Annotated in this window: 25 protein-coding genes; 7 read left to right on the plus strand and 18 right to left on the minus strand. The window is 38.2% G+C overall.

The window, feature by feature from the left end:
• Window positions 1-138 precede the first annotated feature (138 nt).
• The 12 genes from rplI to ppsA all read right to left on the minus strand — a co-directional run bounded on the left by rplI (window position 139) and on the right by ppsA (window position 12,687).
• Window positions 139-585, minus strand: a complete 447-nt coding sequence (gene rplI / locus O1450_RS05740; RefSeq protein ID WP_004661365.1) for a 50S ribosomal protein L9 — start codon at window positions 583-585, stop codon at window positions 139-141.
• A gap of 12 nt (window positions 586-597) precedes the next feature.
• Window positions 598-825: a 30S ribosomal protein S18 gene (rpsR, locus tag O1450_RS05745; protein ID WP_000090661.1), complete on the minus strand. Its 228-nt coding sequence runs from the start codon at window positions 823-825 to the stop codon at window positions 598-600.
• Window positions 826-836: 11 nt separating this feature from the next.
• Complete coding sequence (gene rpsF / locus O1450_RS05750; RefSeq protein ID WP_167248327.1) at window positions 837-1,220, minus strand: 30S ribosomal protein S6; 384 nt, start codon at window positions 1,218-1,220, stop codon at window positions 837-839.
• A 128-nt stretch (window positions 1,221-1,348) separates the two neighbouring features.
• A complete protein-coding gene (locus O1450_RS05755) occupies window positions 1,349-2,086 on the minus strand; it encodes a DUF3142 domain-containing protein (protein ID WP_269230032.1) in 738 nt (245 codons plus the stop codon).
• Between the two features lie 6 nt (window positions 2,087-2,092).
• On the minus strand, window positions 2,093-4,204 hold the full coding sequence (locus tag O1450_RS05760; RefSeq protein ID WP_269230033.1) for a hypothetical protein: 2,112 nt from the start codon (window positions 4,202-4,204) through the stop codon (window positions 2,093-2,095).
• Between the two features lie 87 nt (window positions 4,205-4,291).
• Window positions 4,292-5,170, minus strand: a complete 879-nt coding sequence (gene cyoE, locus O1450_RS05765) for a heme o synthase (RefSeq protein ID WP_269230034.1) — start codon at window positions 5,168-5,170, stop codon at window positions 4,292-4,294.
• 10 nt (window positions 5,171-5,180) lie between these two features.
• Window positions 5,181-5,510 (minus strand): cytochrome o ubiquinol oxidase subunit IV, encoded by a 330-nt coding sequence (locus O1450_RS05770; protein WP_004661369.1) that lies wholly within the window; start codon window positions 5,508-5,510, stop codon window positions 5,181-5,183.
• Entirely contained in the window at window positions 5,510-6,130 is a 621-nt protein-coding gene (gene cyoC / locus O1450_RS05775) for a cytochrome o ubiquinol oxidase subunit III (RefSeq protein WP_018678116.1), read from the minus strand. The genes O1450_RS05770 and cyoC overlap by 1 nt, the downstream gene beginning before the upstream one ends.
• 4 nt (window positions 6,131-6,134) lie before the next feature.
• The gene (gene cyoB, locus O1450_RS05780; RefSeq protein ID WP_269230035.1) at window positions 6,135-8,126 is read right to left on the minus strand and encodes a cytochrome o ubiquinol oxidase subunit I; all 1,992 of its coding nucleotides are present in this window, start codon (window positions 8,124-8,126) and stop codon (window positions 6,135-6,137) included.
• Between the two features lie 3 nt (window positions 8,127-8,129).
• Window positions 8,130-9,182 (minus strand): ubiquinol oxidase subunit II, encoded by a 1,053-nt coding sequence (gene cyoA / locus O1450_RS05785; protein WP_269230036.1) that lies wholly within the window; start codon window positions 9,180-9,182, stop codon window positions 8,130-8,132.
• Window positions 9,183-9,481: 299 nt separating this feature from the next.
• Complete coding sequence (locus tag O1450_RS05790; RefSeq protein ID WP_269230037.1) at window positions 9,482-10,243, minus strand: RDD family protein; 762 nt, start codon at window positions 10,241-10,243, stop codon at window positions 9,482-9,484.
• A gap of 65 nt (window positions 10,244-10,308) precedes the next feature.
• Entirely contained in the window at window positions 10,309-12,687 is a 2,379-nt protein-coding gene (gene ppsA, locus O1450_RS05795; protein ID WP_269230038.1) for a phosphoenolpyruvate synthase, read from the minus strand.
• 158 nt (window positions 12,688-12,845) lie between these two features.
• On the opposite strand from ppsA, the gene ppsR reads away from it, so the two are divergent.
• Window positions 12,846-13,682, plus strand: coding sequence for a posphoenolpyruvate synthetase regulatory kinase/phosphorylase PpsR (gene ppsR / locus O1450_RS05800; protein ID WP_269230039.1), 837 nt, complete (start codon window positions 12,846-12,848; stop codon window positions 13,680-13,682).
• 66 nt (window positions 13,683-13,748) lie between these two features.
• Entirely contained in the window at window positions 13,749-14,465 is a 717-nt protein-coding gene (locus tag O1450_RS05805) for a hypothetical protein (protein WP_269230040.1), read from the plus strand.
• A 40-nt stretch (window positions 14,466-14,505) separates the two neighbouring features.
• Here the strand turns inward: O1450_RS05805 and O1450_RS05810 are convergent, their stop codons facing one another.
• Window positions 14,506-15,507, minus strand: a complete 1,002-nt coding sequence (locus O1450_RS05810) for an LLM class flavin-dependent oxidoreductase (RefSeq protein WP_269230041.1) — start codon at window positions 15,505-15,507, stop codon at window positions 14,506-14,508.
• 144 nt (window positions 15,508-15,651) lie between these two features.
• On the minus strand, window positions 15,652-16,167 hold the full coding sequence (locus O1450_RS05815; protein ID WP_269230042.1) for a glycine zipper domain-containing protein: 516 nt from the start codon (window positions 16,165-16,167) through the stop codon (window positions 15,652-15,654).
• Window positions 16,168-16,413: 246 nt separating this feature from the next.
• Here O1450_RS05815 and O1450_RS05820 point away from each other — a divergent pair, with 246 nt between their 5' ends.
• Complete coding sequence (locus O1450_RS05820; protein WP_269230043.1) at window positions 16,414-17,130, plus strand: pseudouridine synthase; 717 nt, start codon at window positions 16,414-16,416, stop codon at window positions 17,128-17,130.
• On the opposite strand, the gene O1450_RS05825 is transcribed toward O1450_RS05820, so the two are convergent.
• From O1450_RS05825 to O1450_RS05840, 4 genes are all read right to left on the minus strand, one after another.
• Window positions 17,131-17,574 carry a GNAT family N-acetyltransferase gene (locus O1450_RS05825; protein ID WP_005215389.1) on the minus strand — a complete coding sequence of 148 codons (444 nt, stop codon included), beginning with the start codon at window positions 17,572-17,574 and terminating at the stop codon, window positions 17,131-17,133.
• Window positions 17,575-17,672: 98 nt separating this feature from the next.
• Entirely contained in the window at window positions 17,673-17,984 is a 312-nt protein-coding gene (locus O1450_RS05830) for a type II toxin-antitoxin system RelB/DinJ family antitoxin (RefSeq protein ID WP_269230044.1), read from the minus strand.
• 109 nt (window positions 17,985-18,093) lie between these two features.
• Entirely contained in the window at window positions 18,094-19,008 is a 915-nt protein-coding gene (locus O1450_RS05835; RefSeq protein ID WP_269230045.1) for a pseudouridine synthase, read from the minus strand.
• A gap of 26 nt (window positions 19,009-19,034) precedes the next feature.
• Window positions 19,035-19,325 (minus strand): hypothetical protein, encoded by a 291-nt coding sequence (locus tag O1450_RS05840; protein ID WP_018678103.1) that lies wholly within the window; start codon window positions 19,323-19,325, stop codon window positions 19,035-19,037.
• 120 nt (window positions 19,326-19,445) lie between these two features.
• Here O1450_RS05840 and tsaE point away from each other — a divergent pair, with 120 nt between their 5' ends.
• The 4 genes from tsaE to hfq all read left to right on the plus strand — a co-directional run bounded on the left by tsaE (window position 19,446) and on the right by hfq (window position 23,404).
• Window positions 19,446-19,922 (plus strand): tRNA (adenosine(37)-N6)-threonylcarbamoyltransferase complex ATPase subunit type 1 TsaE, encoded by a 477-nt coding sequence (gene tsaE, locus O1450_RS05845; protein ID WP_269230046.1) that lies wholly within the window; start codon window positions 19,446-19,448, stop codon window positions 19,920-19,922.
• Complete coding sequence (gene mutL / locus O1450_RS05850; protein ID WP_269230047.1) at window positions 19,912-21,852, plus strand: DNA mismatch repair endonuclease MutL; 1,941 nt, start codon at window positions 19,912-19,914, stop codon at window positions 21,850-21,852. The genes tsaE and mutL overlap by 11 nt, the downstream gene beginning before the upstream one ends.
• Window positions 21,853-21,858: 6 nt before the next feature.
• Window positions 21,859-22,803 (plus strand): tRNA (adenosine(37)-N6)-dimethylallyltransferase MiaA, encoded by a 945-nt coding sequence (gene miaA, locus O1450_RS05855; RefSeq protein ID WP_269230048.1) that lies wholly within the window; start codon window positions 21,859-21,861, stop codon window positions 22,801-22,803.
• Window positions 22,804-22,894: 91 nt separating this feature from the next.
• Window positions 22,895-23,404, plus strand: a complete 510-nt coding sequence (gene hfq / locus O1450_RS05860) for an RNA chaperone Hfq (RefSeq protein ID WP_213072475.1) — start codon at window positions 22,895-22,897, stop codon at window positions 23,402-23,404.
• The last annotated feature ends 29 nt before the right edge of the window (window positions 23,405-23,433 follow it).

A 23,433-nucleotide genomic window follows, 5' to 3' on the forward strand; every position in this document is an offset into this window, starting at 1 on the left:
TTAATCCAAATGGATGCAGACAGGAGAATTTAATTGGAAGAAAATTGTTTAATTGGTGGAAAAGTAGAGTGTACTAAAATATAAAATTTTAGACATAAAAAAAGAGCATGTAAAAACATGCTCTTTTCTTTGCAGAAATTACTCAGATACGATAGTAACGAGAACTTCAGCAACAACATCATGGTGCAATTGGATTGCGATGTTGAATTCACCAGTGTGACGAAGCGCACCGTTTGGTAAACGAACTTCTGCACGGTCAACAACAAGACCAGCATTAGTTAAAGCATCAGCGATGTCACGAGTACCGATAGAACCGAAAAGTTTACCTTCGTCACCAGCTTTCGCAGTGATTACAATGTTAACTTCGTTCAATTGTTCAGCACGTGCATTCGCAGCAGCTAATACTTCAGCTTCTTGTCTTTCAAGTTCAGCACGACGTGCTTCAAAAGCAGAAGTGTTTGCTTCAGTAGCAGCGACTGCTTTACCTTGAGGAATCAAGAAGTTACGACCGTAACCAGCTTTAACTGATACTTTGTCGCCTAATTTACCAAGATTCTTAATGCGTTGTAATAAGATAACGTCCACAGCTCACCTCACTTACTTATGGTTGTCAGTGTACGGAATCAAAGACAAATAGCGAGCTTGTTTAATAGCTAACGCTAATTGACGTTGATAACGAGCTTTAGTACCTGTAATACGGCTAGGAACAATCTTGCCGTTTTCAGTGATGTACTGTTTTAAAGTGTCGATATCTTTGTAGTCGATGTACGCAACATTCTCAGCTGTAAAGCGGCAGAACTTGCGACGACGGTAAAAACGTGCCATTGAGGTTCTCCTTATTCAGCTTCTTGAATTGCTTGTTGTGCTTCTTCACGTTGAGCTTTACGCGCACGTTTTTCTTCAGCACTCTTAGCAAGTAAAGATTCTTCAGTAATTGCGTTTTCACGACGGATAATGATGTTACGAATGATTGCATCGTTATAACGGAACAATTCTTCTAATTCATCAAGAGTCGTTTGACCACATTCAACATTCATAAGAATGTAGTGTGCTTTGTGAATCTTGTTGATTGGGTAAGCCAATTGGCGACGGCCCCAATCTTCTAAACGGTGAATTTGACCTTCAGCTTCTTTGATCTGAGAGATATAGCGTTCAACCATACCTACAACTTGATCGCTTTGGTCTGGGTGTACCAGTAGTACGATTTCGTAGTGACGCATTGTCAGCTCCTTACGGTTTAAGCAGCCCCTAACTAAAAAGTTAGAAGCAAGGAGTCATAACTAAAAAGTTATGTCGCAAATTGCGAAGCTGGGATTTTAGACACATTTCATTTAAATCGCAAGTAAATTCATGTTTTAGATCGAAGTAAAAAGATGACATAGCCTTTAAAATGAGGGTCATTAAGATTGTTTGAGTTATTTTGACGTAACCCATTTTGTACAAAACCGATTTTGTAAGGCAGTTGCATTGCAGAGATACGTTTTAAATATTGTGGGTAATTGGGAATGGTGGTTGTACCTTGATAGGTTTGGATCACCAGTTCACTGATATTATTTTTCAAAATAGTTAAAGTTTTCTGATCCTTAAAATTTGTCCAGTCAAGTAATCCTGTAATGCTAAGTTGATAGGAGGGAGGGAGTCTTTTTCTGAAACTTTCTAGAAAAAGGGCATATTCTTTTAAATCATGGGTTTGACTGTCGAAATCAATTTGAATTCCCTGAACTTGATTCCCTTGATTTCTCCAATGTTCTAAACGTTTGAAAACAGTTTGATAGTTTTGTTCGTTCCAAACCAGATGATGTGTTCGAAAAACTAACCAAATTTTCTGACGTGGTAATTTGAGGATAGAAACACCTTGTGGGATCAATATAGAACTATGTTTTTGTTTTGAATATCGAATTTCTCCTTGCAAAATATACAGTTCTTTTGCCTTACTTAAGTAAGGCGCAGATTGAATGTTTCCCCAAATCCAAAATGAATCGAAATGATTGGCATCAATTGTTGATGTTGCGGATTGTGCAGGTTGGCAAGCAAATAAGTTAAAAATAAAAAAAGTGAAAATGATTGCTTTCAGCCACTTCAACATCGTCAATTACCAATAATATTTCAGTGATTTTGCCCAAATGCTATTTGGATAATCTGTTTTGATTTGATCAAACCATTGTTTGCGGACAGATTTGTTTACTTCATTACCACCACAATCATTAATACCACTCGGCGCATAACATTGTATTGCGCGATAAAGGGCGTAAGCTTGTAAATCGCTTTTGCTTGATGATTTGATGAGATCTTGATAAATCTGACCACGAGCAAAAATTTTGCCTGAAAAATTTGATGTTTGTTTTTCATTATAAGAAAGTTGCTGCAACGAATATCCTTGTTCACTACGGAAATATTCTCCTAAGCAAACATTTAATAATTGATCTTTAGGTGTTTGAGCCAATTGATTAACTAAAGTCTCTAAATTTGAGCATTTTAGTTGCGGTGTAATATTCGCTCCATTCCAAATGAAATTAGAAAAATCTGGTTTGTTTTTTAATTGTTCATTATCACTGTTATAACCTTTGTATTGCATGGCATTTTTGGGCATAAAAGCATAGCTTTGTTTAAACAATTCGAATTGTTGATGTACTAAGCTTTTACTCAGAAGGGTGTAGATCGCAGCTTGTTTTTGATCTATGTTACTTTGATCAGATTGAATTAATTTTTGCAAACTGTTTGTATCTGCGATTTGGGTAATAAAATTTCTCTGTAGGTTCGGCTGAGTAATTTGAGCTTTTTTTCCTATAAATGCTGAATAGTCCTGTTTTATTGCCAAATGATTGGATAATGCTGTTTCAAATAAACCGCGTTGATAGCTGTCTTTGGCCTGTGCAAGTTGCTGACGCCAATATTCTTCAGCATTTTGAGGTTGTCCAATTTTTTCTAAAATTTGTCCTCTCAAAAAAGTTTGGCTTAACTGCAAATAACTACTATTTTTAGCATTTGCTTTAGCTAAGTAATTTTGAGCTTCTTGAGCTTTATTTTGAACAAAAAATAAGTGAACAGCTTGTAAATATTGAAATAGTTCAGGTTGGGTTTTGAAAAAATCTTTTTGTGCATTCAGTTGTGCCCAAGAAATCGGACGATAATTCTCTGAACTCGATTCACGCATATGCATCAAATCATATACTGCCAAAAAGAAAGGGTCTTTTAGATTGTTAACATTAAAAGCTGAGCTATCGAACACTCGGCGATCAATTTCGGCGGGAAGTTCACTCATTTCCAAATTATAAAATTTTGATGTTGGGTTTTTGAGTTGCCAGACAATTTCATTAACCAATAAATCTTGGCGTTTTGAAAGCCAAAAACCACGACGCATAAAACCACGCGCACTCGCGATATATTGTCCATTTGGATAGGCTTTGAGGTAAGTGGTGATATTATCCAAAAATTGTTTGAGTAAATTTTGGTTAATATTGTCTAAATAAACATCACCATATTTGTCTACACCAGTTGCATAGGCTGAATTGAGTGATGTCCGAATTAACATATATTGTGATGTTTCTTTTAACCACGTATCTTCAATGGTGGTTAAGGCGGTATAAATTTTAGTCGCTGCTGAATAATTGCTATTATAAAACAGAATACTCGCATTTAAATAAGAAGCATATTGACGTGTTGTGATTGACCAATTGGGATTAATCGCAATCAATTCAATTTTGTCACCACACTGATTCATTTTCTTGCGTTCAGAAATCAAAATTTGCTTTTCTAGATTTGGAATTACTTTATTATTTTGCACTTGTGTATTAAAAGCTTGATTACCTGAATCAAAGCTCGTGCAACGTTCGTCAAAAACGGTGTCATTTCTTTCTAATAGTTTTCTTTGATTTGGCATTTTATTCTGAGTCAGAGATGACAGATTCGCTGCATCAAAAGGTACCGTTCCATATACCGCATCCCATAAATTGGCATCAGCTGTCATTGGCTTAATTGTTGCAAGCCCTAAGTCGCTGAGTAGTAACGTCATATTTGTTTGACTATCATTTGCTGGATATAACACAGGAAGATTGCTACAACCGTTTAAATTTTTGTCATTTATGGCAAGGTTTGGCTCGCAAAATTGCTCTACACCAGCATAGGTGATTGGGCTATAGTAAATTGCCAGTGAAAGCGAAGAATAGACAATTGATTTGAATATAAATTTGTTTTGTAGTTTCATTTAGGCAATAAAGGGTGAAATGTTTTTATTGCACGAAATGATAACAAGTGAAGCGGGGAATAAAAAGACAGAGAAGTCTCTATCTTTTTAAAAAATAGGGAGGAAGGGTGCAGGGCTTTTAAATGTAAAGCTAAAGCTCAAACTCATCACAGTAATTAAGATTACTGAAAAAAGGAAAAAGCGTTTTGCCCAAAGCTGATCATCTTCAGCTTTAAATCCTAAAATACCAATGTAAAACCAGTAAATACAAAGTGCATTACAGATGACCAAGAAAATAAGATTGGTATATCCATATATATACAAAGCATTCATCGCAACAGTGAATAAAACCACATAGATCAGCGATTCGATTTTAGTTCTATGAATAGAACGTGCAACAGGTAAAATAGGCACGCCTGCGTTTTTGTAATCTTCAAAACGATAAATCGCAATTGCCCATGAATGCGGCATTTGCCATAAGGCATATGCAATAAAAATGAGAAGAGCAGCCATATCGAAATGATGACTTACAGCCGTATAACCAATAACAGGTGGACTCGCTCCAGAAATACTACCAATCACGGTTTGATGGATCGTGGTACGTTTCGTCCACAAACTATAAAAACCGACATAGACGACAAAACCAATAATTGCGAATAAAAATGCATAGGCATTCACATAGAACCAGAGCATGCTAAAACCAATAACACCTAAGACAAGAGCATAAAACATCGCAATAGTAGGAGATATGGTTTTCTTAACAAGAGCACGATTCATTGTGCGTTGCATTTTTTGATCGATATCTTGATCAATTACATTATTGACTACACAACCAGAAGCAACCACAAAAGTTGTTCCAAGTAATGTAATTAATAATAAGAGGAAGTCTATAGAGCCTTGGGCGGCTAAAAAGAAGCCGCCCAAGGTGGTAATAAAATTACCGAAGAGAATTCCTGGTTTAGTCAGGAATAAATACTTTTTCCACATGACAATCAGTTTAGATCATCATGTTGTAGTGTAGGTAATTCATAATCCACACAGAGCCGACTAAAAGTACAGCGATACATAAAATTGTGTAGATAAATGCAATAAGGTTCCAACGTTGTTCAGATGATGTATTCATGTGTAAGAAATACACAAGTTGTACAATTACCTGAGCAACAGCAGCGATTGCAATAACAGTAACTAAGATGCCACGGCTAAATCCGCCCGCCATCACCATCCCGAATGGGATGATGGTGAGGATAACAGATAGGATGAACCCAACAGTGTATTGCTTAAAGTTACCGTGCGACGCACCTGCAGCATTATGGTCATGACCACTCATTAGAGAACTCCCAGTAAGTAAACGACGCTGAATACACAGATCCAAACGATGTCAAGGAAGTGCCAGAACAAGCTTAAGCAAGCAAGACGACGTGTATTCGCTAATGTCAAACCATTCTTTTTGATTTGATACATCAATACCAACATCCACACTAAACCAGAGGTTACGTGAATACCGTGTGTACCAACCAAAGTAAAGAATGATGATAAGAATGCACTATGCGTTGGACCATGACCTTCATGTACAAGGTGATGGAACTCATTGATTTCCATACCGATGAAGGTTGCACCGAAAAGGAATGTGATAAATAACCAAGTAATCACTTGATTCACATTCTTTTTATAAGATGCAAGCACTGCAAAGCCAAACGTTACAGAAGAGATCAAAAGGGCAAAGGTTTCACCTAATACATAACCCAATGATTCACTGAATAAGTCTTTTGCACTTGGAGTACCTGGTGGAATATGACTGCTTAATACAGCGAACGCAATGAAGAGTGATCCGAAAAGAATCAAGTCACTCATCAAATAAGTCCAGAAACCAAAGACCGTTAAGTCTGTATCATCATGTTCGTGATGACCGTCATGACCGTGGTTGTCGTGATGAAGTACTTCAGCCATTTCCTTAGTCCTTCTTCAAGTGTTTTTCAAGTAAAGCATAGCGTTCGTTTTCAATACGCTCAACTTCAGCAGCGGGAACATAATAATCAACATTCTTCGTGAATGAGCTTACGATCAAGCTAACAACTGCAGCAACGAATGAAACAACGACTAGCCACCAAATATGCCAAATGAGTGCAAAGCCCAATACAGTAATGAACATTGCAATGACAAAACCAGCAGCACGATCAGTCGGCATGTGGATGTCTTCATATTTAGTATCACGTGCGTATGCTACACCATTTTCTTTGTCAGTCCAGAAACGGTCAATACCGCTAGCATCTGGTACATGTGCAAAGTTATAGAATGGAGCAGGAGATGACGTTGCCCATTCAATGGTACGGCTATCCCATGGATCACCTGTGTAATCCATGTTGTCCTTACGTTGTAAGAAACCAACGATGATTTGCATTAAGAAACATGCAATACCAATTGCAACAAGAACAGCACCAAATAATGCGATTGCTAAGTATGGGTCCCATTCTGGGTTGTCATATGTATTCAAACGACGAGTCATACCCATGAAACCAAGGATATAAAGCGGCATGAATGCAAAATAGAAACCGAAGAACCAGAACCAGAACGCAGCTTTACCCCATGCTTCGTTGAGCTTCCAACCAAACATTTTCGGCCAATAGAAGATGATGCCGGCAAACATACCAAACACCACACCACCGATAATTACGTTATGGAAGTGAGCGATCAAGAAGAGTGAGTTGTGTACGAGGAAGTCCGCAGGTGGAACCGCCATTAATACACCAGTTAAACCACCGATACCAAATGTGATTAGGAAGCCAAGCGTCCATAACATTGGAGTAGTAAAGGTGATGCGACCTTTATACATTGTGAATAACCAAGAGAAGATTTTCACACCTGTAGGAATCGCAATAACCATGGTCATGATACCGAAGAACGCGTTAACGTTCGCACCAGCACCCATGGTGAAGAAGTGGTGAAGCCATACAACGAACGCAAGTACAGTAATCGCAATCGTTGCATACACCATAGACTTGTAACCGAACAACGCTTTACGAGAGAAGGTTGCAACGATTTCTGAGTATAGACCAAATGCTGGTAATACCAAGATATATACTTCAGGGTGACCCCATGTCCAGATCAAGTTCACATAAAGCATTGGACTACCGCCAAGCTCATTGGTGAAGAAGTGGAAGCCGAAGTAACGGTCTAGCGTCAACATTGCAAGTGTACCTGTTAATACAGGGAATGATGCAATGATTAATACAGCCGTACAAAGTGAAGTCCACGTAAAGATTGGCATATCCATCAATTTCATGCCAGGCGCACGCATTTTAATGATGGTAACAAAGAAGTTAACACCAGATAAAAGTGTACCAAGACCAGAAACCTGAAGAGCCCAGATGTAGTAGTCAACACCAACACCAGGAGAATATTGAATGCCAGATAGAGGAGGGTAAGCCATCCAACCAGTCGCAGCAAATTCACCCAATACTAATGAAACCATCATCAAACCAGCAGCACCAGCGAATAACCAGAAGCTTAAAGAGTTTAATAATGGGAAAGCAACGTCACGTGCACCAATCTGTAAAGGTACAGAGATGTTCATCATACCAACAACAAGACCCATTGCTACGAAGAAGATCATGATTACGCCGTGTGCCGTAAAGATCTGATCGTAATGGTCAGGATGTAGGTAACCTTCACCGCCGCCTTTCGCGAGGAAAAGTTGTAAACGCATCATGATCGCATCGGCGAAACCACGCAAAAGCATGACCACAGATACGATGATATACATGATACCGATTTTCTTATGGTCTACTGATGTAAACCATTCATTCCATAAGTATCCCCATTTTTTGAAATAGGTAATACCGCCAAGAACTGCAATTCCACCAAGTGCCATAAGGACCATGGTGACAAGTACAATTGGCTCTGTTGGGATAGAGTCCCAACCCAGTTTACCAAAAATCATATCCATGTCTTATTCCCCTTGAGCAGCGTGTTCAGCTGCAGCATGAGTTTCTGCTGTTGCATGTCCAGCAGAGTGGTCAGCACCGTGATAGTTACTCATATAGCGGTTGATGATTGTTTCAAACAACTTAGGCTCAACAGAAGAGTAATAAGTCACAGGGTGTGGCTTAGTCGGGAACGGTTTCATTGCTTCAGCTTTAGCAACTGCTTCTTCATCACCAGCAGCTTTAGCACGATTCACTAAATGCTCGATCTGATGCTTAGAACGATCACCATCTTTAAGCGTTGCTAACTCAGCTTGGTCAAGTGTACCTTTTTGAATCGCTTCAGCATTGATACTTGTACCATTACCAGCTTTAACAGCTTCTACCCATTTTGCAAATTCAGCTTCAGTTACACTGTGTGCTTTAAAGCGCATTTGAGAGAAACCGTAACCTGAATAGTTTGCTGAGAAACCACGGAATACACCTGGTTCATCTGCTAACAAGTGAAGGTGAGTTTGCATACCCGCCATTGCATAGATCTGACCACCTAACTGTGGGATGAAGAACGAGTTCATCGTAAAGTTAGACGTAATCTTAAAGCTTACAGGCGTTTTTTCTGGGAAGCGTACTTCGTTTACCGTTGCAATATTTTGCTCAGGATAGATAAAAATCCATTTAAACTGTTCAGCGACAGCTTGAATAGTTAATGGTGCTTTATCTGATTCTAAAGGACGGTAAGGGTCGTACTTGTGGGAACCCCACCAAGTTAACCAAGCTAAAATACCAATAATAATGACAGGAACACCCCAAACAACGATCTCAATTGTCGTAGAGTGTGCCCAAGTAGGTTTATAGTCTGCATCTTTATTCGATGCGCGATATTGCCAACCAAACCATAATGCCATTACGATTGATGGAATTACCACCAATAGCATTAGATAGATCGCAGTCATCATCAGGCTACTTTGACCTTGACCAACTGGACCTTTATTGTTTAGAAGTACCATATCACCACCACACCCAGTTAAGAGTGCAGCCATCGTTGATAAAGACAATACAGCTAAAATCGTTTGTCTCATTTTACAACCTCGGTGAAGAGTCCCATTCCCTAATTAAATTATGGGATAGCGATTAAAGTGTCGCATGATTGATAAGAATTTTTTGTGAAATGCTTAGCAATCATGCGACACCGCTACGTTGTTGGGCATTATGCCTCATATTGAAAAACTAAGCTATATCTAACACGGTCAGAAATACTTGTTTTAAAACCCGATTTATTTTGTAGGAATTGTTATTTAATTGTATATCTTTTCTATAAATATCAATTTTCTATGTAAGAAAAGAGGAATAAATCCTCTTTTGCTTAGTTAATTAAAAATTATTGCTTTACGACCTTAGTTTTTGCCAATTTATCATGCAAAGTTTGACGATTTTTATTAAATGCAAAGAAAGCATAGTCGATAATGGTAATAAATGGCATAAACAATAAATTCAGAATGATAAATAAAGCACTTCTCAACCAAAAAGCTCTAATCGTATTGACTGACGCATGTGTTTCAGCATCTACGATTTTAATTTTGGTTGTTTTTTTACCAATGCTTTGTCCTGATTTTGCAATTAAAAAAGCTTGTAGCATCAGCATAAGGATCAAATAAACAAAAATACTCATCCATGCTTCATTTGGAATAAGCTGCATAAGTTGCTGTTGTAATTCAACAGCTTTGCTTGATGCGACTTGAGCAGCTTGTAATTGTTTCTGAATCTCGAATAGTTCAGCATATTGACTTTCATTGAAGAAGAAAGATGGGATTGCTGCCATGGGCAACCAAAGTGTTAAATCAATTACTTTGGCAAGTAAACGTGAGTGAAAAGAAGCAAGTTCAGTCGGTTTTTGTTCAACTTTGATTTTAAAAGCTGACTGCTCAGTTTTATTGTTAATTTGATGATTGAATGATGAATAACCTACAGGTTCGTAGACAAGTTTTCCTTGAGTGAGTTCGCCAAGAGTTTTCCATTCACTCATACCTTCGTGCCAAACCAAGTCTGTAAGTAATACTTGTTGGCTAGAAAGCATTTGGTTCAGTTGGTCTAAACTATAAGGCCCAGCTTGTTGGTTATTACGAGCCAAGTAAATTTGCATAATTAAAAATTCTCAATGACTAAAGATGAAAAAAGACCCTACGAAAGGGTCTTTTTTAAAAAAGACTAAGCTTTCTTGATTTGTTCTTCAGCAAGGAAGAACCAAGTATCAAGCACTGAGTCAGGGTTAAGTGACACAGATTCAATACCTTGTTCCATGAGCCATTTAGCAAGGTCAGGGTGGTCTGAAGGGCCTTGACCACAAATACCAACATATTTCCCTGCTTTACGGCATGCATGAATTGCCATAGAAAGAAGGGCTTTAACCGCTGGATCACGCTCATCAAATAAGTGAGATACGATACCAGAATCACGGTCAAGACCAAGTGTTAATTGTGTTAAGTCATTTGAACCAATCGAGAAACCATCAAAATGTTCAAGGAACTGTTCAGCCAATAAAGCATTGGTTGGAAGTTCACACATCATGATGATTTTTAGACCATTTTCACCACGTTTTAAACCATTTTGAGCAAGCAACTCAATCACACGTTTTGCTTCAGACACTGTACGCACGAATGGGATCATGATTTGAATATTGGTTAAACCCATTTCATCACGAGCTTTTTTCAAAGCACGGCACTCAAGTTCAAAACAGTCACGGAAGTTGTCAGATACGTAACGACTCGCACCTCGGAAACCCAACATCGGGTTTTCTTCTTCTGGCTCGTATAATTTACCGCCGATTAAGTTTGCATATTCATTTGACTTAAAGTCAGACATACGAACGATGACTGGTTTTTCAGCAAATGCAGCTGCAAGTGTTGAAATACCTTCAACTAATTTTTCTACATAGAATTCGATTGGCGAAGAATAACCTGATGTACGTGTCATTACAGCAGCACGCGTTTCACGTGGTAGGCTGTCAATATTGAGAAGCGCTTTAGGATGTACACCAATCATACGGTTGATGATGAATTCAAGACGTGCAAGACCAATTCCTTCATTTGGAATTTGAGCAAAATCGAATGCGCGGTCTGGATTACCAACATTCATCATGATCTTAAATGGAAGTTTTGGCATAGAATGAATTGAGTTACGTTGCACTTCAAAATCTAATGCACCTTCATAGATAAAGCCTGTATCACCTTCAGCACAAGAAACAGTGACTTCTTGACCATCGGTTAATACTTCTGTTGCATTACCACAACCCACGATTGCTGGTACACCTAACTCACGTGCAATGATTGCAGCGTGACAAGTACGACCACCACGATTGGTTACAATCGCTGCAGCACGTTTCATTACTGGCTCCCAATCAGGGTCAGTCATGTCAGATACAAGAACATCACCGTCTTGTACTTTATCCATTTCTTTAATCGAAGTGACAACACGAACTTTGCCCGAACCGATACGTTGACCAATTGAACGACCTTCACAAATGACAGTGCCACGTTGTTTTAATAGGTAACGTTCCATTGTGCCGACATTTTGACGGCTTTTAACAGTTTCAGGACGTGCTTGAACGATGTAGATTTGACCATCATCGCCATCTTTCGCCCATTCGATGTCCATTGGCGAACCGTAATGTTGTTCAATAATCAATGCTTGTTTAGCAAGTTCATGCAATTCGTGATCATTTAATGCAAACTGTTGACGTTCTGGTTTTTCAACATCAACGACAACAACGGATTTACCTGCTGCGCCTTCTTCACCATAAATCATTTTTTGGTGTTTAGAACCGAGGTTGCGGCGTAAAACTGAATGTTTACCTGCATTTAAAAGTGGTTTAGATAGATAGAATTCGTCAGGGTTAACAGCTCCCTGAACAACCATTTCACCCAAACCGTATGATGCAGTAATAAATACCACATCACGGAAACCTGATTCTGTGTCTAGCGTAAACATTACACCTGCAGCACCAGTCTCTGAACGAACCATACGTTGTACACCCGCAGATAGGGCAACAACACTGTGTTCAAAACCTTGATGTACACGGTAAGCGATGGCACGGTCATTATAAAGCGAAGCAAAAACTTCTTTAATTGCGATAAGAACGTTATCAATTCCGCGAATATTTAAAAAAGTTTCTTGTTGTCCTGCAAAAGAAGCATCAGGTAAATCTTCTGCAGTCGCAGAAGAACGTACAGCAACAGCGATGTCTGGATTACCGTTTGAAAGTGCTGTAAACGCGTCACGAATTTCTTGTTCTAAATTAGCAGTAAGTGGGGTATCAACGATCCATTTACGGATTTTAGCACCTGTCTCTATAAGTGCGCTTACATCATCAACATTTAGCTGCTCAAGTTCAGCCTGAATTCGAGCATTTAAGCCGCTTTGATCCAAGAACTCACGATAGGCAGCTGCAGTTGTTGCAAAACCACCAGGTACCGATACACCAGCATTGGATAAATGGCTGATCATTTCACCCAAAGATGAGTTTTTCCCACCTACGAGTTCGACATCGTGTTTCCCTAATTTTTCCAGACCGATTACGCGCGCTTCCAAAGTATTTACTCCACTTTTTTTGCAGTATGAATGACCATCATTGGTATGAAATTATACGAATGTGCTTAGATTTAGTATTTTACTAAGCGACAGTCATGTTAGATGAGTTTACTATAAAGATTATAGAGCACTAAGACAAATGTTTAAGGAGAATTTTGATGCCTGAAAGTAAACAAATTAAACGGAGTGTATTTTTTATTTCGGATGGTACTGCAATTACCGCAGAAACCCTTGGACATTCACTACTTGCGCAATTTCCGAATGTCGATTTTGATATTCATATTATGCCTTATATTACCACTGAAGAAGCTGCAATGAATGTCGTTGTTGACATCAATGGATGCCAATCAAGAGATGGATGTTTACCACTTGTTTTTGACACATTGGTAGACCCAAATGTCCGTGAAATTATTAATACAGCTAAAGCCGTAAATTTGGATGTTTTCGAGGGATTGATTAGTAAACTTGAGCAAGAGTTGGGGACACCACCGACAACTTTAGTTGGACAGACCCATGCTGTAACAGATTCTGAATCTTATAAGGCTCGTATTGATGCAGTACATTTTGCATTAGACAATGATGATGGTGCTCGAACTCGTCATTATGATAAAGCTGACTTGATTTTAGTTGGCGTTTCTCGATCTGGGAAAACACCAACCTCGATTTATTTATCATTACAGTTTGGAATTCGTGTTGCGAACTATCCTTTAACTGAAGAAGATTTAGACGATAATCGCCTACCTGCTGTGCTACGAGCACACAAAAATAAGCTCTTTGGTTTAATGATTGATGCTGAGCGGTTGGTCGCTATTCGTAGCGAAAGAAAAGCCAATAGTCGTTATGCAAGTTTCAGTCAATGCCAAATGGAATTACGTGCCATAGAGGGTATTTATATTTCTGAAGGTATTAAGTATTTGAACGTCACTGAAATGTCGATTGAAGAAATTTCAACGCGTATTTTACAGTTGACTGGTTTAAAGCGTCGTATTGGATAATTGTGCCATTCAAAAAGCGTAGAATTGTCTACGCTTTTTGAAGAATCCAATCCACAGGAAATAATAATGAAAAAAATTGTCTTTTTATTATCGCTAATTTTAATTTCAGAAACACACGCGGAAACGTTAGCTGAATTTGAGGAAAAATTAATTCAACACTATACACAAAAAGACTTCTACGAAGTGAATCAAACGATTGAGTCAGAAGTAGTCGCAAAAATAGAAAGTGATTCTAGAAGTTTTAATTATACTTTTCCTATATTTCAAGACCAATATAATCTACGTATTCATTATTCACCTGATAAACGTTTAAAGTTTTATACTTTCGATGTGGGAAGTGGAGGTACTATGGGGGAATATTCTTCTTATGTGCAAACTCAAAATGAACGGAAATTTACTTTAATGCCTATCGATACGGGCTTTATCTTAGATGTAAAACAATCTGATTTCGTTAAACAACCTATTTATTTGGTTGAAAACTATTATAAAGGGAGTAGTTGTATCGGAGCTTATGCAATTCATGCGTTTCAACCTATTAAGACAGGGAGAATTCAGCCGATAAAAATTTTTCAGACAAAGACAGCAAAATTTGATCACATCAAAGTCGATTTTGACTGTAAAAATCACGAAGGACCGAGTGATATACCTGATTATATTCGAATGGATAAGAATTTGAATAATATTGATATTATGTTGTTAGATAAAAATTATAAACCACAAGGAAAATATTTACGTTACAGTAAAAACAATACTGTTTATCAATATGTCGGTGTGGTGGAGTAAGCATTATTGTTGTGAATAATGCTTACTTGAAAATGAGAAATTATTTGTTTTTAATATCCATCAACAAACTAAAGTTTTCTAATCGTTTTTCAGTATCATAAATATCACATGTAAAAATGAATTCATCAACATCGTATTGACTAGCAATCTTATTTAATCCAGCTTTCACAGTTTCTTTTGAACCAATTTGTGCCATCGCATAAAAATTTTGAATCGCCATCTGTTCTGAAACTGAAGCCAATCCTTCAATTGAATCAATTGGTGGTCTCAACTTTAGGCTATTGCCACGAATCAAATTTAAAATTCTTTGATAAGAACTAGTTGCTAAATATTGTGCTTCTTCATCAGTTGCCGAAACGACTGTTGGTACGCCCATTGAAACATAAGGTTTATCAAGATATTCAGATGCTTGAAAATTCTCACGGTAAATTTCGATTGCTTGACCTAACATACGTGGGGCAAAATGTGATGCAAAAGAATAGGGAAGTCCGAGCTTTGCGGCCAATTGTGCACTAAATAAACTTGAGCCAAGTAACCAAACAGGGACATGGGTATTTTGACCTGGCGTTGCAATTATTTTTTGATTTGGTTGTGGTACTTTGAAATATTGCAAAATTTCCATTACATCTTGAGGAAATTGATCTTCAGTTTCTTGACGCCCGCGTCGTAATGCACGCATCGTCATTTGATCAGTTCCTGGAGCACGCCCCAAACCAAGTTCAAAACGATTTGGATAAAGTGTTGCTAAAGTCCCGAATTGTTCTGCAACAACTAATGGTGCGTGATTAGGTAACATGATGCCACCAGAACCTAAGCGAATTTTTTGTGTATTTGCTGCGATGAATCCTAGTAAAACTGCCGTTGCGGAACTCGCAATTCCATCCATATTGTGATGTTCAGCTAACCAGAAACGTTCATAACCAAGCTTTTCAGCATGTTGAGCAAGTTCTAGTGCATGACGAAGTGAAAATTCAATACTTTTATCGTCTCTGACAGGAGCTAACTCCAAAATTGAAAATTTAATCTCTTGTAGTGACGTCATTTTTTGACTCTCAAAATCATATATCGAAATAATACGATATTAGATTGTTTTTGTATATCGAATATTGTCGATATTTGTTGCGAATTGGATAAAATAAAAAAAGCGCCCGAAGGCGCCAATAGAGAAAGTGTTAGGATTTGATGATTAATCTTTATACCAACCACGGTGATAGCCATTATCATGACGGTAATGATGACGAGATTTATAGTATCTACGATCATCATAAGAACGACGGCTGTCATAACGGCGCTCATCGTAAGAACGACGATTTTCGTAGCGACGGTCTTCTTCACGATCTTGACCAACTTTTTGACCTAAAGCAGCACCACCTGCTGCACCCAAACCAGCGCCAATATAGCCGCCATTCGTTCCACCGACATTACGTCCAACGGTGTAACCACCAACACCACCTAGTCCACCACCAATCGCGGCTTCAGTGCGATCACGTTTATTGCTTGATGCCGCAGCACCACCAGCACCACCAATTGCGGAACCAATCATGGCACCCGTATTACCGCCAAGTTGTTTACCAACTGCTGTACCAACAATACTACCGAGTGCTGAAGTTGCTGCAACACGTGCTGTATTATCTGCATGTGCAACAGTCATCATTGAAGAGGTTGCCAAGATGACGCTACATAACCACATATTCGATTTCATGGTGAAACTCCTTATCCATTCTTTTGGACAGTATTCTTTTGCTTGAGACAAATGTAACAAGACTTTTAAGTGAAAATATGGAGCGCAATAGGATGATTGAGAGAGTTTGGCGAGAGTTTTGTATATGTTCTATTACAAATGAACAGATTGTGAATAAATTATAAAAAATAAGAATGAGTATGCTGTAAGCAACGATGCCTACCTGAATCGAGTACAATAGACTTAGTTTGAGATGAGGATGTAGTTATGCTGTTGGAAAAAATTTTGCAATCGCAAGGCTTTGGTTCAAGAAAGTATTGCCAACAGTTAATTAAAAATGGTTCTGTGCAGATTGATGGACAAGTTTGTGAAAACCCTAAACAGAATATAAATACGGATCAGCTTTGCTTTCAAGTATTTGGCGAAGAATACCAATATCGAGAACATCTCTACATTGTTTTAAATAAACCGAAGGGTTATGAATGTTCACATCAGGCAACGCACCACAAAAGTGTATTTAGCTTACTACCTGAAATTTTGATCCATCGGGGTATTCAATGTGTGGGAAGGCTAGATCAAGATACCACAGGATTATTGTTATTGACTGATGATGGTCAATATTTACAAGCCTTAACCAATCCGCGTAAGCATGTGCCAAAAGTTTATCATGTAACGACTGCCGATCCGATTTCAGCTGAGCAATTAATGGCTTTAGAACAGGGAGTTGAGCTAAGGAATGAAAAAGGTATTTATGCCGCAACCAATGTTCAACTATTTTCCACACATCAATTGGCAATGACAATTCATCAAGGTGTTTACCATCAAGTTAAACGTATGCTTGCAGCAGTCGGAAATAAAGTTGAGCTTTTACACCGCCAGCAAATCGGATTACTTGAGCTTCCTGAATTACCAGAAGGTGAATGGATGTATCTTACATCTTCTCAAAAACGATTGAGTCAAAATATTGCCTTAGATGTCGAATAACTATTTTAAAAAACAGTGAAAGGTTTTGAATTCATCATCTTGAATAAATCCCATTTGTTCATAAAGACGGCGGGACTCATAATTATTTTTTTGTGTTTCAAGACTAATTCTTTGTGCATTTTCATGGCGAGCAAAAAGGATTGCGGTGTCAATTAATTGCTTAGCCGATCCTTGTTTTCGATAAGATGGGGTTACATAAACATCATCTAAAATATAATAGGTTTCGCAAGAAACAGATGAAAAAGCAAGGTACAGTAAAACAAAGCCTGTGAGGACATCATCTTTAACGTGAATGAAAATGACACTATCTTTATTTTCGAAACGATGTTTTAGAAATTGATAGGATTGTTCAACATTGGATGATGTACCATAGAATTGACGGTATTCATCAAACAAGACAGCAAGTTGGTGAAGATCTTCTTTTGTTGCTCGTTTAACAATCATTCCTGTCCATCCTTGCACTTATAATTTTATTTGGACTGTCAGAATAACGAAAAAATTTAAGCTTAAAAAATAAAAACTTGTTTATAAATGCAACATTGTTAAGTTTTGTCACTTTCGCCTAACAGTGCATTCAATTCTTCAAATAGGTCTTCATGATCGTCTTCAACATCCAAGTCTACAGCAGCAGGATCATTTATTGCTGCATTTTTAGATTTACGAAGCTTAAGTAACTGCTCCATATTGATGTTTTGGTTTTCAATTGCAAACGGGATCGACTTCGTCAGAACGACTTGCTTAAAGAAAAGACGAACAGCTTGAGCAGGGGATATACCGAGCTGCTTAAAAACAGCAAAAGCTTGTTTCTTTTCCTGTGAATCAAGGCGAACTTGATAAACTTCTGTTTTTCGCATACAGAATACGACCAAATATTTTTAATTATCGTCATGTATTCTAAACCATTGCAATGTAATTTCAATATTTTTGAAGTGAAAAAATAGAAATTTTGTCATTACATTGTATTTACAATGTCAATTCAAATTTAGAATTAAAATGCATTTCTTGATTTAAAACAGGATCTATAAAATAAATCTGTTTTGCCAATAACTGGAGTGGTTGTTCAAAGTCATCATCAGCTTTATGTGCGACAACTGGATAAAAAGGATCATTTAAAATTGGAATGCCTAAGTAATTAAGGTGCACACGCAATTGATGTTGTTTCCCTGTCTTGGGTTTAAGCTGATATTTTGCATAATGTTGATTGTGTTCCAAAAGCTCTATCAAAGTTTCAGAATTTTGAGGTTTTTCAGAATTAATTTTCATCGTGTAAAACGGCTGACCTTTTTCTAAATGGAGCTGTAATATTTGCGGGAAATGTAATTCAGCTCGATAAGCTGCAATCGCATGATAGATTTTTTGTACTTTTCGATCTGCAAAAAGCTGTTGGTATATTCCTCTTTGTTCTGGCTTTTTGCAGAATAAAACGACACCTGCTGTTTCTCGATCTAATCTGTGGATTGGCGTCAGTGCTTCATAGCCTGTTTGTTTCTTTAAGCGGACGAGTAATGTTTCTTGAACGTATTGTCCTGTCGGTGTCATTGTCAGAAAGTGGGGTTTATCAACGACGAGTAAATTTTCATTTTCAAATAAAATCTCATGCTGAAATGGGACGGAAACTTCATGAGCAAGAAAACGATAATAAAAAATATGGCTATTAGGCGTATAGTGACTTTCTATGCTTAAGATGCCACCATCAGCCGCATAAATTAACTGATCAGCAAAGCGTTGCTGCCATTCGCTTGATTGAATATGTGGAAAGTGTTGGCAAAGATAAGCAAAAATGGTAGGTGCAGAAATGTCATGGGGTAAAAAGACTTTACTGGCACTGACACCGTTGATTAAGGGGGGAGAAAAGATAGATGCAGTAGAATCAATCATATTTAGTTAGTAAGTGATCAAGTTTATTAAGATTGCTGATTTTTATAGATATCGTGTTTAGTTTTTATCTCCTGATAGCATTGAGTACAGACAACAGCCATATTATTAAAGTTATGGAATGAATCTGTCATACCATTCTCCTGAGTAAAAACATATTCACATGCCAAACACCAGCCTTGTGGATTCGTTGGGGTAGAAACATTTTCAATAAAACCCAGAGGATAATTATTGTTATTTTGAATCAAATGTCCGCATACGACAGCAGCATAATTTTGACCATGACATTCGCAATGTATAAATAAAGATTCAGAAGACATTTCTATCCTTTAATATTTAGCTCATGATTGCATTAAAAAGAATCAACTTCTTTCCATAGATTAGGCTTTACCTCAGGGCGATGTTATCATAGTCAGCATCCCAATTTTATTCTATTTGCCATGTCATATTCAGTGAAATTTACTTTAAATCATGAACAAGACACTCAAAAATTTGCGCAGGTGCTCTCAGAACAAGTGCATTCAGGCGTTATATATTTGATTGGTGATTTAGGCGCTGGGAAAACGACATTTACGCGTTATTTTATCCAGAATCTTGGACATCAAGGTTCAGTAAAAAGTCCAACTTATACCTTGGTTGAACCCTATACCATTCAAGGCAAAGAAATTTTCCATTTCGACTTATATCGTTTAGATGATCCCTATGAATTAGAACTGATGGGAATTCGTGATTATTTAGAAACACCAGATGCTTTATTCTTATTTGAATGGCCTTCAAAAGGTGGAGATGAAATTCCAAAACCTGATGTAGTGATTGATATTCAAAAATCAGATGATGAATTGACTCGGTTTGTCACGCTAACCACTGAATCCGAATCTTTATCTCAAACTTTGCAGGAACAATTGAATGGCGCATGATTCAACTCGTCGTATTCATACCCTTGATGCTGCCTTAGCCAACCAGATTGCTGCGGGTGAGGTGATTGAACGTCCATCATCAGTTGTTAAAGAATTATTAGAAAATGCAATCGATGCTGGCGCAACCGAACTTATTATTCGCGTGGCGCAAGGTGGTTCGACCCTGATTGAAATCATTGATAATGGTCATGGAATTCATCCTGAAGATTTACCATTAGCGGTGATGCGGCATGCGACAAGTAAAATTAAAACATCGGAAGACTTGCATGCAATTGTTAGTTTAGGCTTTCGTGGAGAAGCATTAGCTTCGATTGCTGCAGTATCACGTTTGACGTTGACCAGTAGCCAAGATGAACAAGGCGTGGGTTATCAGGTTGAAGTGAATGGAACAGCGTTTGATCATCAACAAATACAGGCTGTTGCAGCACAAAAAGGTACACATATCCGTGTACAAGATTTATTTTTCAATGTGCCAGCGCGCCGAAAGTTTTTAAAAAAACCAAGTACAGAATTTGGTCATATTGAAGAAATAGTCCGCCGTTTGGCTTTGACTCATTTTGAAATTCGTTTTGTACTCGAACATAACGATAATATTCGTTTAAATTTGCCGATTGCTGATAGTGGTGAATTACGTTATCAGCGTGTCCAGCAGTTGTTAGGTCAACAGTTTATTCAAAATGCATATTGGATTGATGCTGAAAGTATTAATATGCGTTTGTCTGGTTGGTTGGGGCATCCTTCCGACGCAAGAGCACAGGCTGATATGCAATATGTCTATGTAAATGGTCGTATTGTCAAAGATAAAACCATTTCGCATGCTTTGCGTATGGCCTATGAAGGTATTTTGCATGGGCATCAACACTCCTCTTATTTGTTGTTTTTAGAAGTTGACCCTGAAAATATTGATGTGAATGTGCATCCAACCAAGCATGAAATTCGTTTTCTGAACCAGCGTGAAGTACATGAATTTGTACGGCATTATGCCAAAGCAACCTTGTCTCAATTTCAAACCGCAACTGCTGATTTAGCACAAGCGATGAAAACAGATGAAGCTGAGGCAGAAAACTTTAATTATCAGCCTCAGCCAAAATACCAAGAACAATTCAATTTACATCGAGCAGTAGCAGAGCCTGAGCGACAAGCCAATCAGCAGGTTATTGTTTCGACAGATTTACTCACTGAGTTTAATCAAAGCCGCCCACAGGCAGTACAGTACAATTCAACAGCTCAAGAACCTCGTTATAACGGTTCTGCACAGTTAAATAATGCACTCAAAAGCTATTTAGCGCCTTTACGTGAAGAAACAGAAGATGAAAATGATCAAGGCCTATCACGTGTGGATGAGTTTCCTTTGGGAATTGCAATCGCACAACTGCATGGCATCTATATTTTGGCGCAAAATACTGAAGGTCTGATTATTGTAGATATGCATGCGGCACATGAACGTATTTTGTTGCAGCAGATGAAGTCGGCATGGGATAAACCTGAGTTTTGGACTTCGCAACAACTGCTGATTCCTAAAGTTGTTTCCATTACGCGAATGCAAGCGACTCGCGTTGAAGATTTACAACCACAATTAGAACGTTTGGGTTTGGAAATTGATCAATACGGCGATGATCAGGTGATTGTGCGTGGTGTGCCTGCCATTTTGCATAAAGCTGACTTTAGTAATTTAATTCCAGAATTACTAAATGATCTTGATCCAAATGATGAAGCCAGGGGGCTATTACAAAAACGTGATGAGCTTCTTGCTGGTATGGCATGTCATGGTGCTGTAAGAGCACACCGACAACTCAGTCTTTCGGAAATGAATGCTTTATTACGTCAAATGGAACAAACTGAATTTGCCAGTCAATGTAATCATGGGCGTCCAACTTGGCGCGCATTTCCATTGCATCAATTAGATAAATTATTTGCTCGAGGAGAGTAGTTTTACATGTCAAATCAATTGCCCGTCATCAATCTAATGGGGCCTACCGCAAGTGGTAAAACAGCATTGGCATGCGAACTCTATGAACGCGGTAATTTCGAATTGATTTCTGTAGATTCGGCTTTAGTTTATAAAGATATGGATATTGGGACTGCTAAACCCACAAAAGAAGAGCAACAACAATATCCGCATCACTTAATCGATATTATTACTCCATTGGACGTATACTCAGCAGCACAATTTGTTGAAGATGTTTGCCCATTAATTGATGACATGCATTCGCGTGGCAAAACACCAATTTTAGTGGGCGGCACAATGCTATATTTTAAATCGCTACTTGAAGGATTAGCTGATAATCTACCAAATGCGGATCAAAGTATTCGTGATGCGATTCTTGCTAAAGCTGATCTTGAAGGCTGGCAGTCTGTTTATGATGAATTGGCTTCTGTTGATCCAATTGCCGCACAAAAGTTCAAAGTTTCAGATAAACAAAGAATTATTAGGGCATTAGAAGTTTACCGAATTACAGGTGAACCAATAACAAAACTACAGGCAGAGCAGCCTAAAAATCAACCATATCGTTACAAATTTCATAATTACGCATTGATGCCAGATCGGGTAGAATTACATCAACGCATTGAGCAACGTTTAAGCAAAATGTGGAGTATTGGATTTTTAAATGAAGTAGAGGAATTAATTAAAAAATACGATTTAAATGATAATTTACCATCCATGCGGTCTGTGGGTTATCGTCAAGCTTTAGATTTTTTATTAAAAAGTGACCTAAGTCTCAAAAATAAAGTAGAAATGGAGAACAAAGCATTATTTGCGACACGGCAACTTGCCAAACGTCAATACACTTGGTTACGTTCTTTGCAAGAAATACACGATTTTAAAACTTACGTCACGATAAAGCAGGCGAAAGAAGACTTGCGAAACTTCTTTGGATAAAGCAAAATTCGCAGGCTGTCTTTTTATAATTTTTAGCTGAAAAATAAAGATAGTTTTTTTGCGCTGATTTAAAATTTTTTTGGAGTTAAAAATGTCTAAAGGTCAAACTTTACAAGATCCGTTCTTAAATTCTCTCCGTAAAGAACGTATTCCAGTTTCTATTTTCCTCGTGAACGGTATTAAATTACAGGGGCATATCGAGTCGTTTGACCAATATGTAGTTTTATTAAAAAACACTGTAAGCCAAATGGTTTATAAACACGCGATTTCTACAGTTGTTCCTGCACGTAATCCACGTCCAGCTGGCGCTCAAGGTGCTACTGGTGGCTTCCCAGCTCAAGGTGCTACTGGTGGCTTCGGTGGTCAAGGTTCTACTGGCGGATTTGGCGGTCAAGGTGGATTTGGCGGTCAAGGTGGTGGCTTCGGCGGTCAAGGTGGCTTCGGTGGTCAAGGTGGCTTCGGTGGTCAAGGCGGCTTCGGTGGTCAAGGTGGCTTCGGTGGTCAAGGTGGCTTTGGCGGTCAAGGTGGCTTTGGTCATCAAGGTGGCTTCGATAGCGAAACTAAATTTGAAGATGGTCAAGAAGACGAAAATAATCGTTAATTGATCTATGATCTTTTAAAAAAGCCAGT

The sequence above is a fragment of the Acinetobacter sp. TR11 genome (genome assembly GCF_027105035.1).
Classification (GTDB): Bacteria; Pseudomonadota; Gammaproteobacteria; order Pseudomonadales; family Moraxellaceae; genus Acinetobacter.

Excerpts from the sequence above, each read along its gene's own strand:
- miaA (WP_269230048.1), top strand. The coding sequence starts at position 21,859 with ATGTCAAATCAATTGCCCGTCATCAATCTAATGGGGCCTACCGCAAGT.
- tsaE (WP_269230046.1), top strand. The coding sequence starts at position 19,446 with ATGTCATATTCAGTGAAATTTACTTTAAATCATGAACAAGACACTCAA.
- cyoA (WP_269230036.1), bottom strand. The coding sequence starts at position 9,182 with ATGAGACAAACGATTTTAGCTGTATTGTCTTTATCAACGATGGCTGCA.
- rpsF (WP_167248327.1), bottom strand. The coding sequence starts at position 1,220 with ATGCGTCACTACGAAATCGTACTACTGGTACACCCAGACCAAAGCGAT.
- O1450_RS05770 (WP_004661369.1), bottom strand. The coding sequence starts at position 5,510 with ATGAGTGGTCATGACCATAATGCTGCAGGTGCGTCGCACGGTAACTTT.
- O1450_RS05790 (WP_269230037.1), bottom strand. The coding sequence starts at position 10,243 with ATGCAAATTTACTTGGCTCGTAATAACCAACAAGCTGGGCCTTATAGT.
- cyoC (WP_018678116.1), bottom strand. The coding sequence starts at position 6,130 with ATGGCTGAAGTACTTCATCACGACAACCACGGTCATGACGGTCATCAC.
- rpsR (WP_000090661.1), bottom strand. The coding sequence starts at position 825 with ATGGCACGTTTTTACCGTCGTCGCAAGTTCTGCCGCTTTACAGCTGAG.
- O1450_RS05840 (WP_018678103.1), bottom strand. The coding sequence starts at position 19,325 with ATGTCTTCTGAATCTTTATTTATACATTGCGAATGTCATGGTCAAAAT.
- O1450_RS05815 (WP_269230042.1), bottom strand. The coding sequence starts at position 16,167 with ATGAAATCGAATATGTGGTTATGTAGCGTCATCTTGGCAACCTCTTCA.
- ppsR (WP_269230039.1), top strand. The coding sequence starts at position 12,846 with ATGCCTGAAAGTAAACAAATTAAACGGAGTGTATTTTTTATTTCGGAT.
- mutL (WP_269230047.1), top strand. The coding sequence starts at position 19,912 with ATGGCGCATGATTCAACTCGTCGTATTCATACCCTTGATGCTGCCTTA.
- cyoB (WP_269230035.1), bottom strand. The coding sequence starts at position 8,126 with ATGGATATGATTTTTGGTAAACTGGGTTGGGACTCTATCCCAACAGAG.
- O1450_RS05755 (WP_269230032.1), bottom strand. The coding sequence starts at position 2,086 with ATGTTGAAGTGGCTGAAAGCAATCATTTTCACTTTTTTTATTTTTAAC.
- O1450_RS05810 (WP_269230041.1), bottom strand. The coding sequence starts at position 15,507 with ATGACGTCACTACAAGAGATTAAATTTTCAATTTTGGAGTTAGCTCCT.
- O1450_RS05835 (WP_269230045.1), bottom strand. The coding sequence starts at position 19,008 with ATGATTGATTCTACTGCATCTATCTTTTCTCCCCCCTTAATCAACGGT.
- O1450_RS05825 (WP_005215389.1), bottom strand. The coding sequence starts at position 17,574 with ATGATTGTTAAACGAGCAACAAAAGAAGATCTTCACCAACTTGCTGTC.
- O1450_RS05805 (WP_269230040.1), top strand. The coding sequence starts at position 13,749 with ATGAAAAAAATTGTCTTTTTATTATCGCTAATTTTAATTTCAGAAACA.
- cyoE (WP_269230034.1), bottom strand. The coding sequence starts at position 5,170 with ATGTGGAAAAAGTATTTATTCCTGACTAAACCAGGAATTCTCTTCGGT.
- O1450_RS05830 (WP_269230044.1), bottom strand. The coding sequence starts at position 17,984 with ATGCGAAAAACAGAAGTTTATCAAGTTCGCCTTGATTCACAGGAAAAG.
- O1450_RS05820 (WP_269230043.1), top strand. The coding sequence starts at position 16,414 with ATGCTGTTGGAAAAAATTTTGCAATCGCAAGGCTTTGGTTCAAGAAAG.
- hfq (WP_213072475.1), top strand. The coding sequence starts at position 22,895 with ATGTCTAAAGGTCAAACTTTACAAGATCCGTTCTTAAATTCTCTCCGT.
- O1450_RS05760 (WP_269230033.1), bottom strand. The coding sequence starts at position 4,204 with ATGAAACTACAAAACAAATTTATATTCAAATCAATTGTCTATTCTTCG.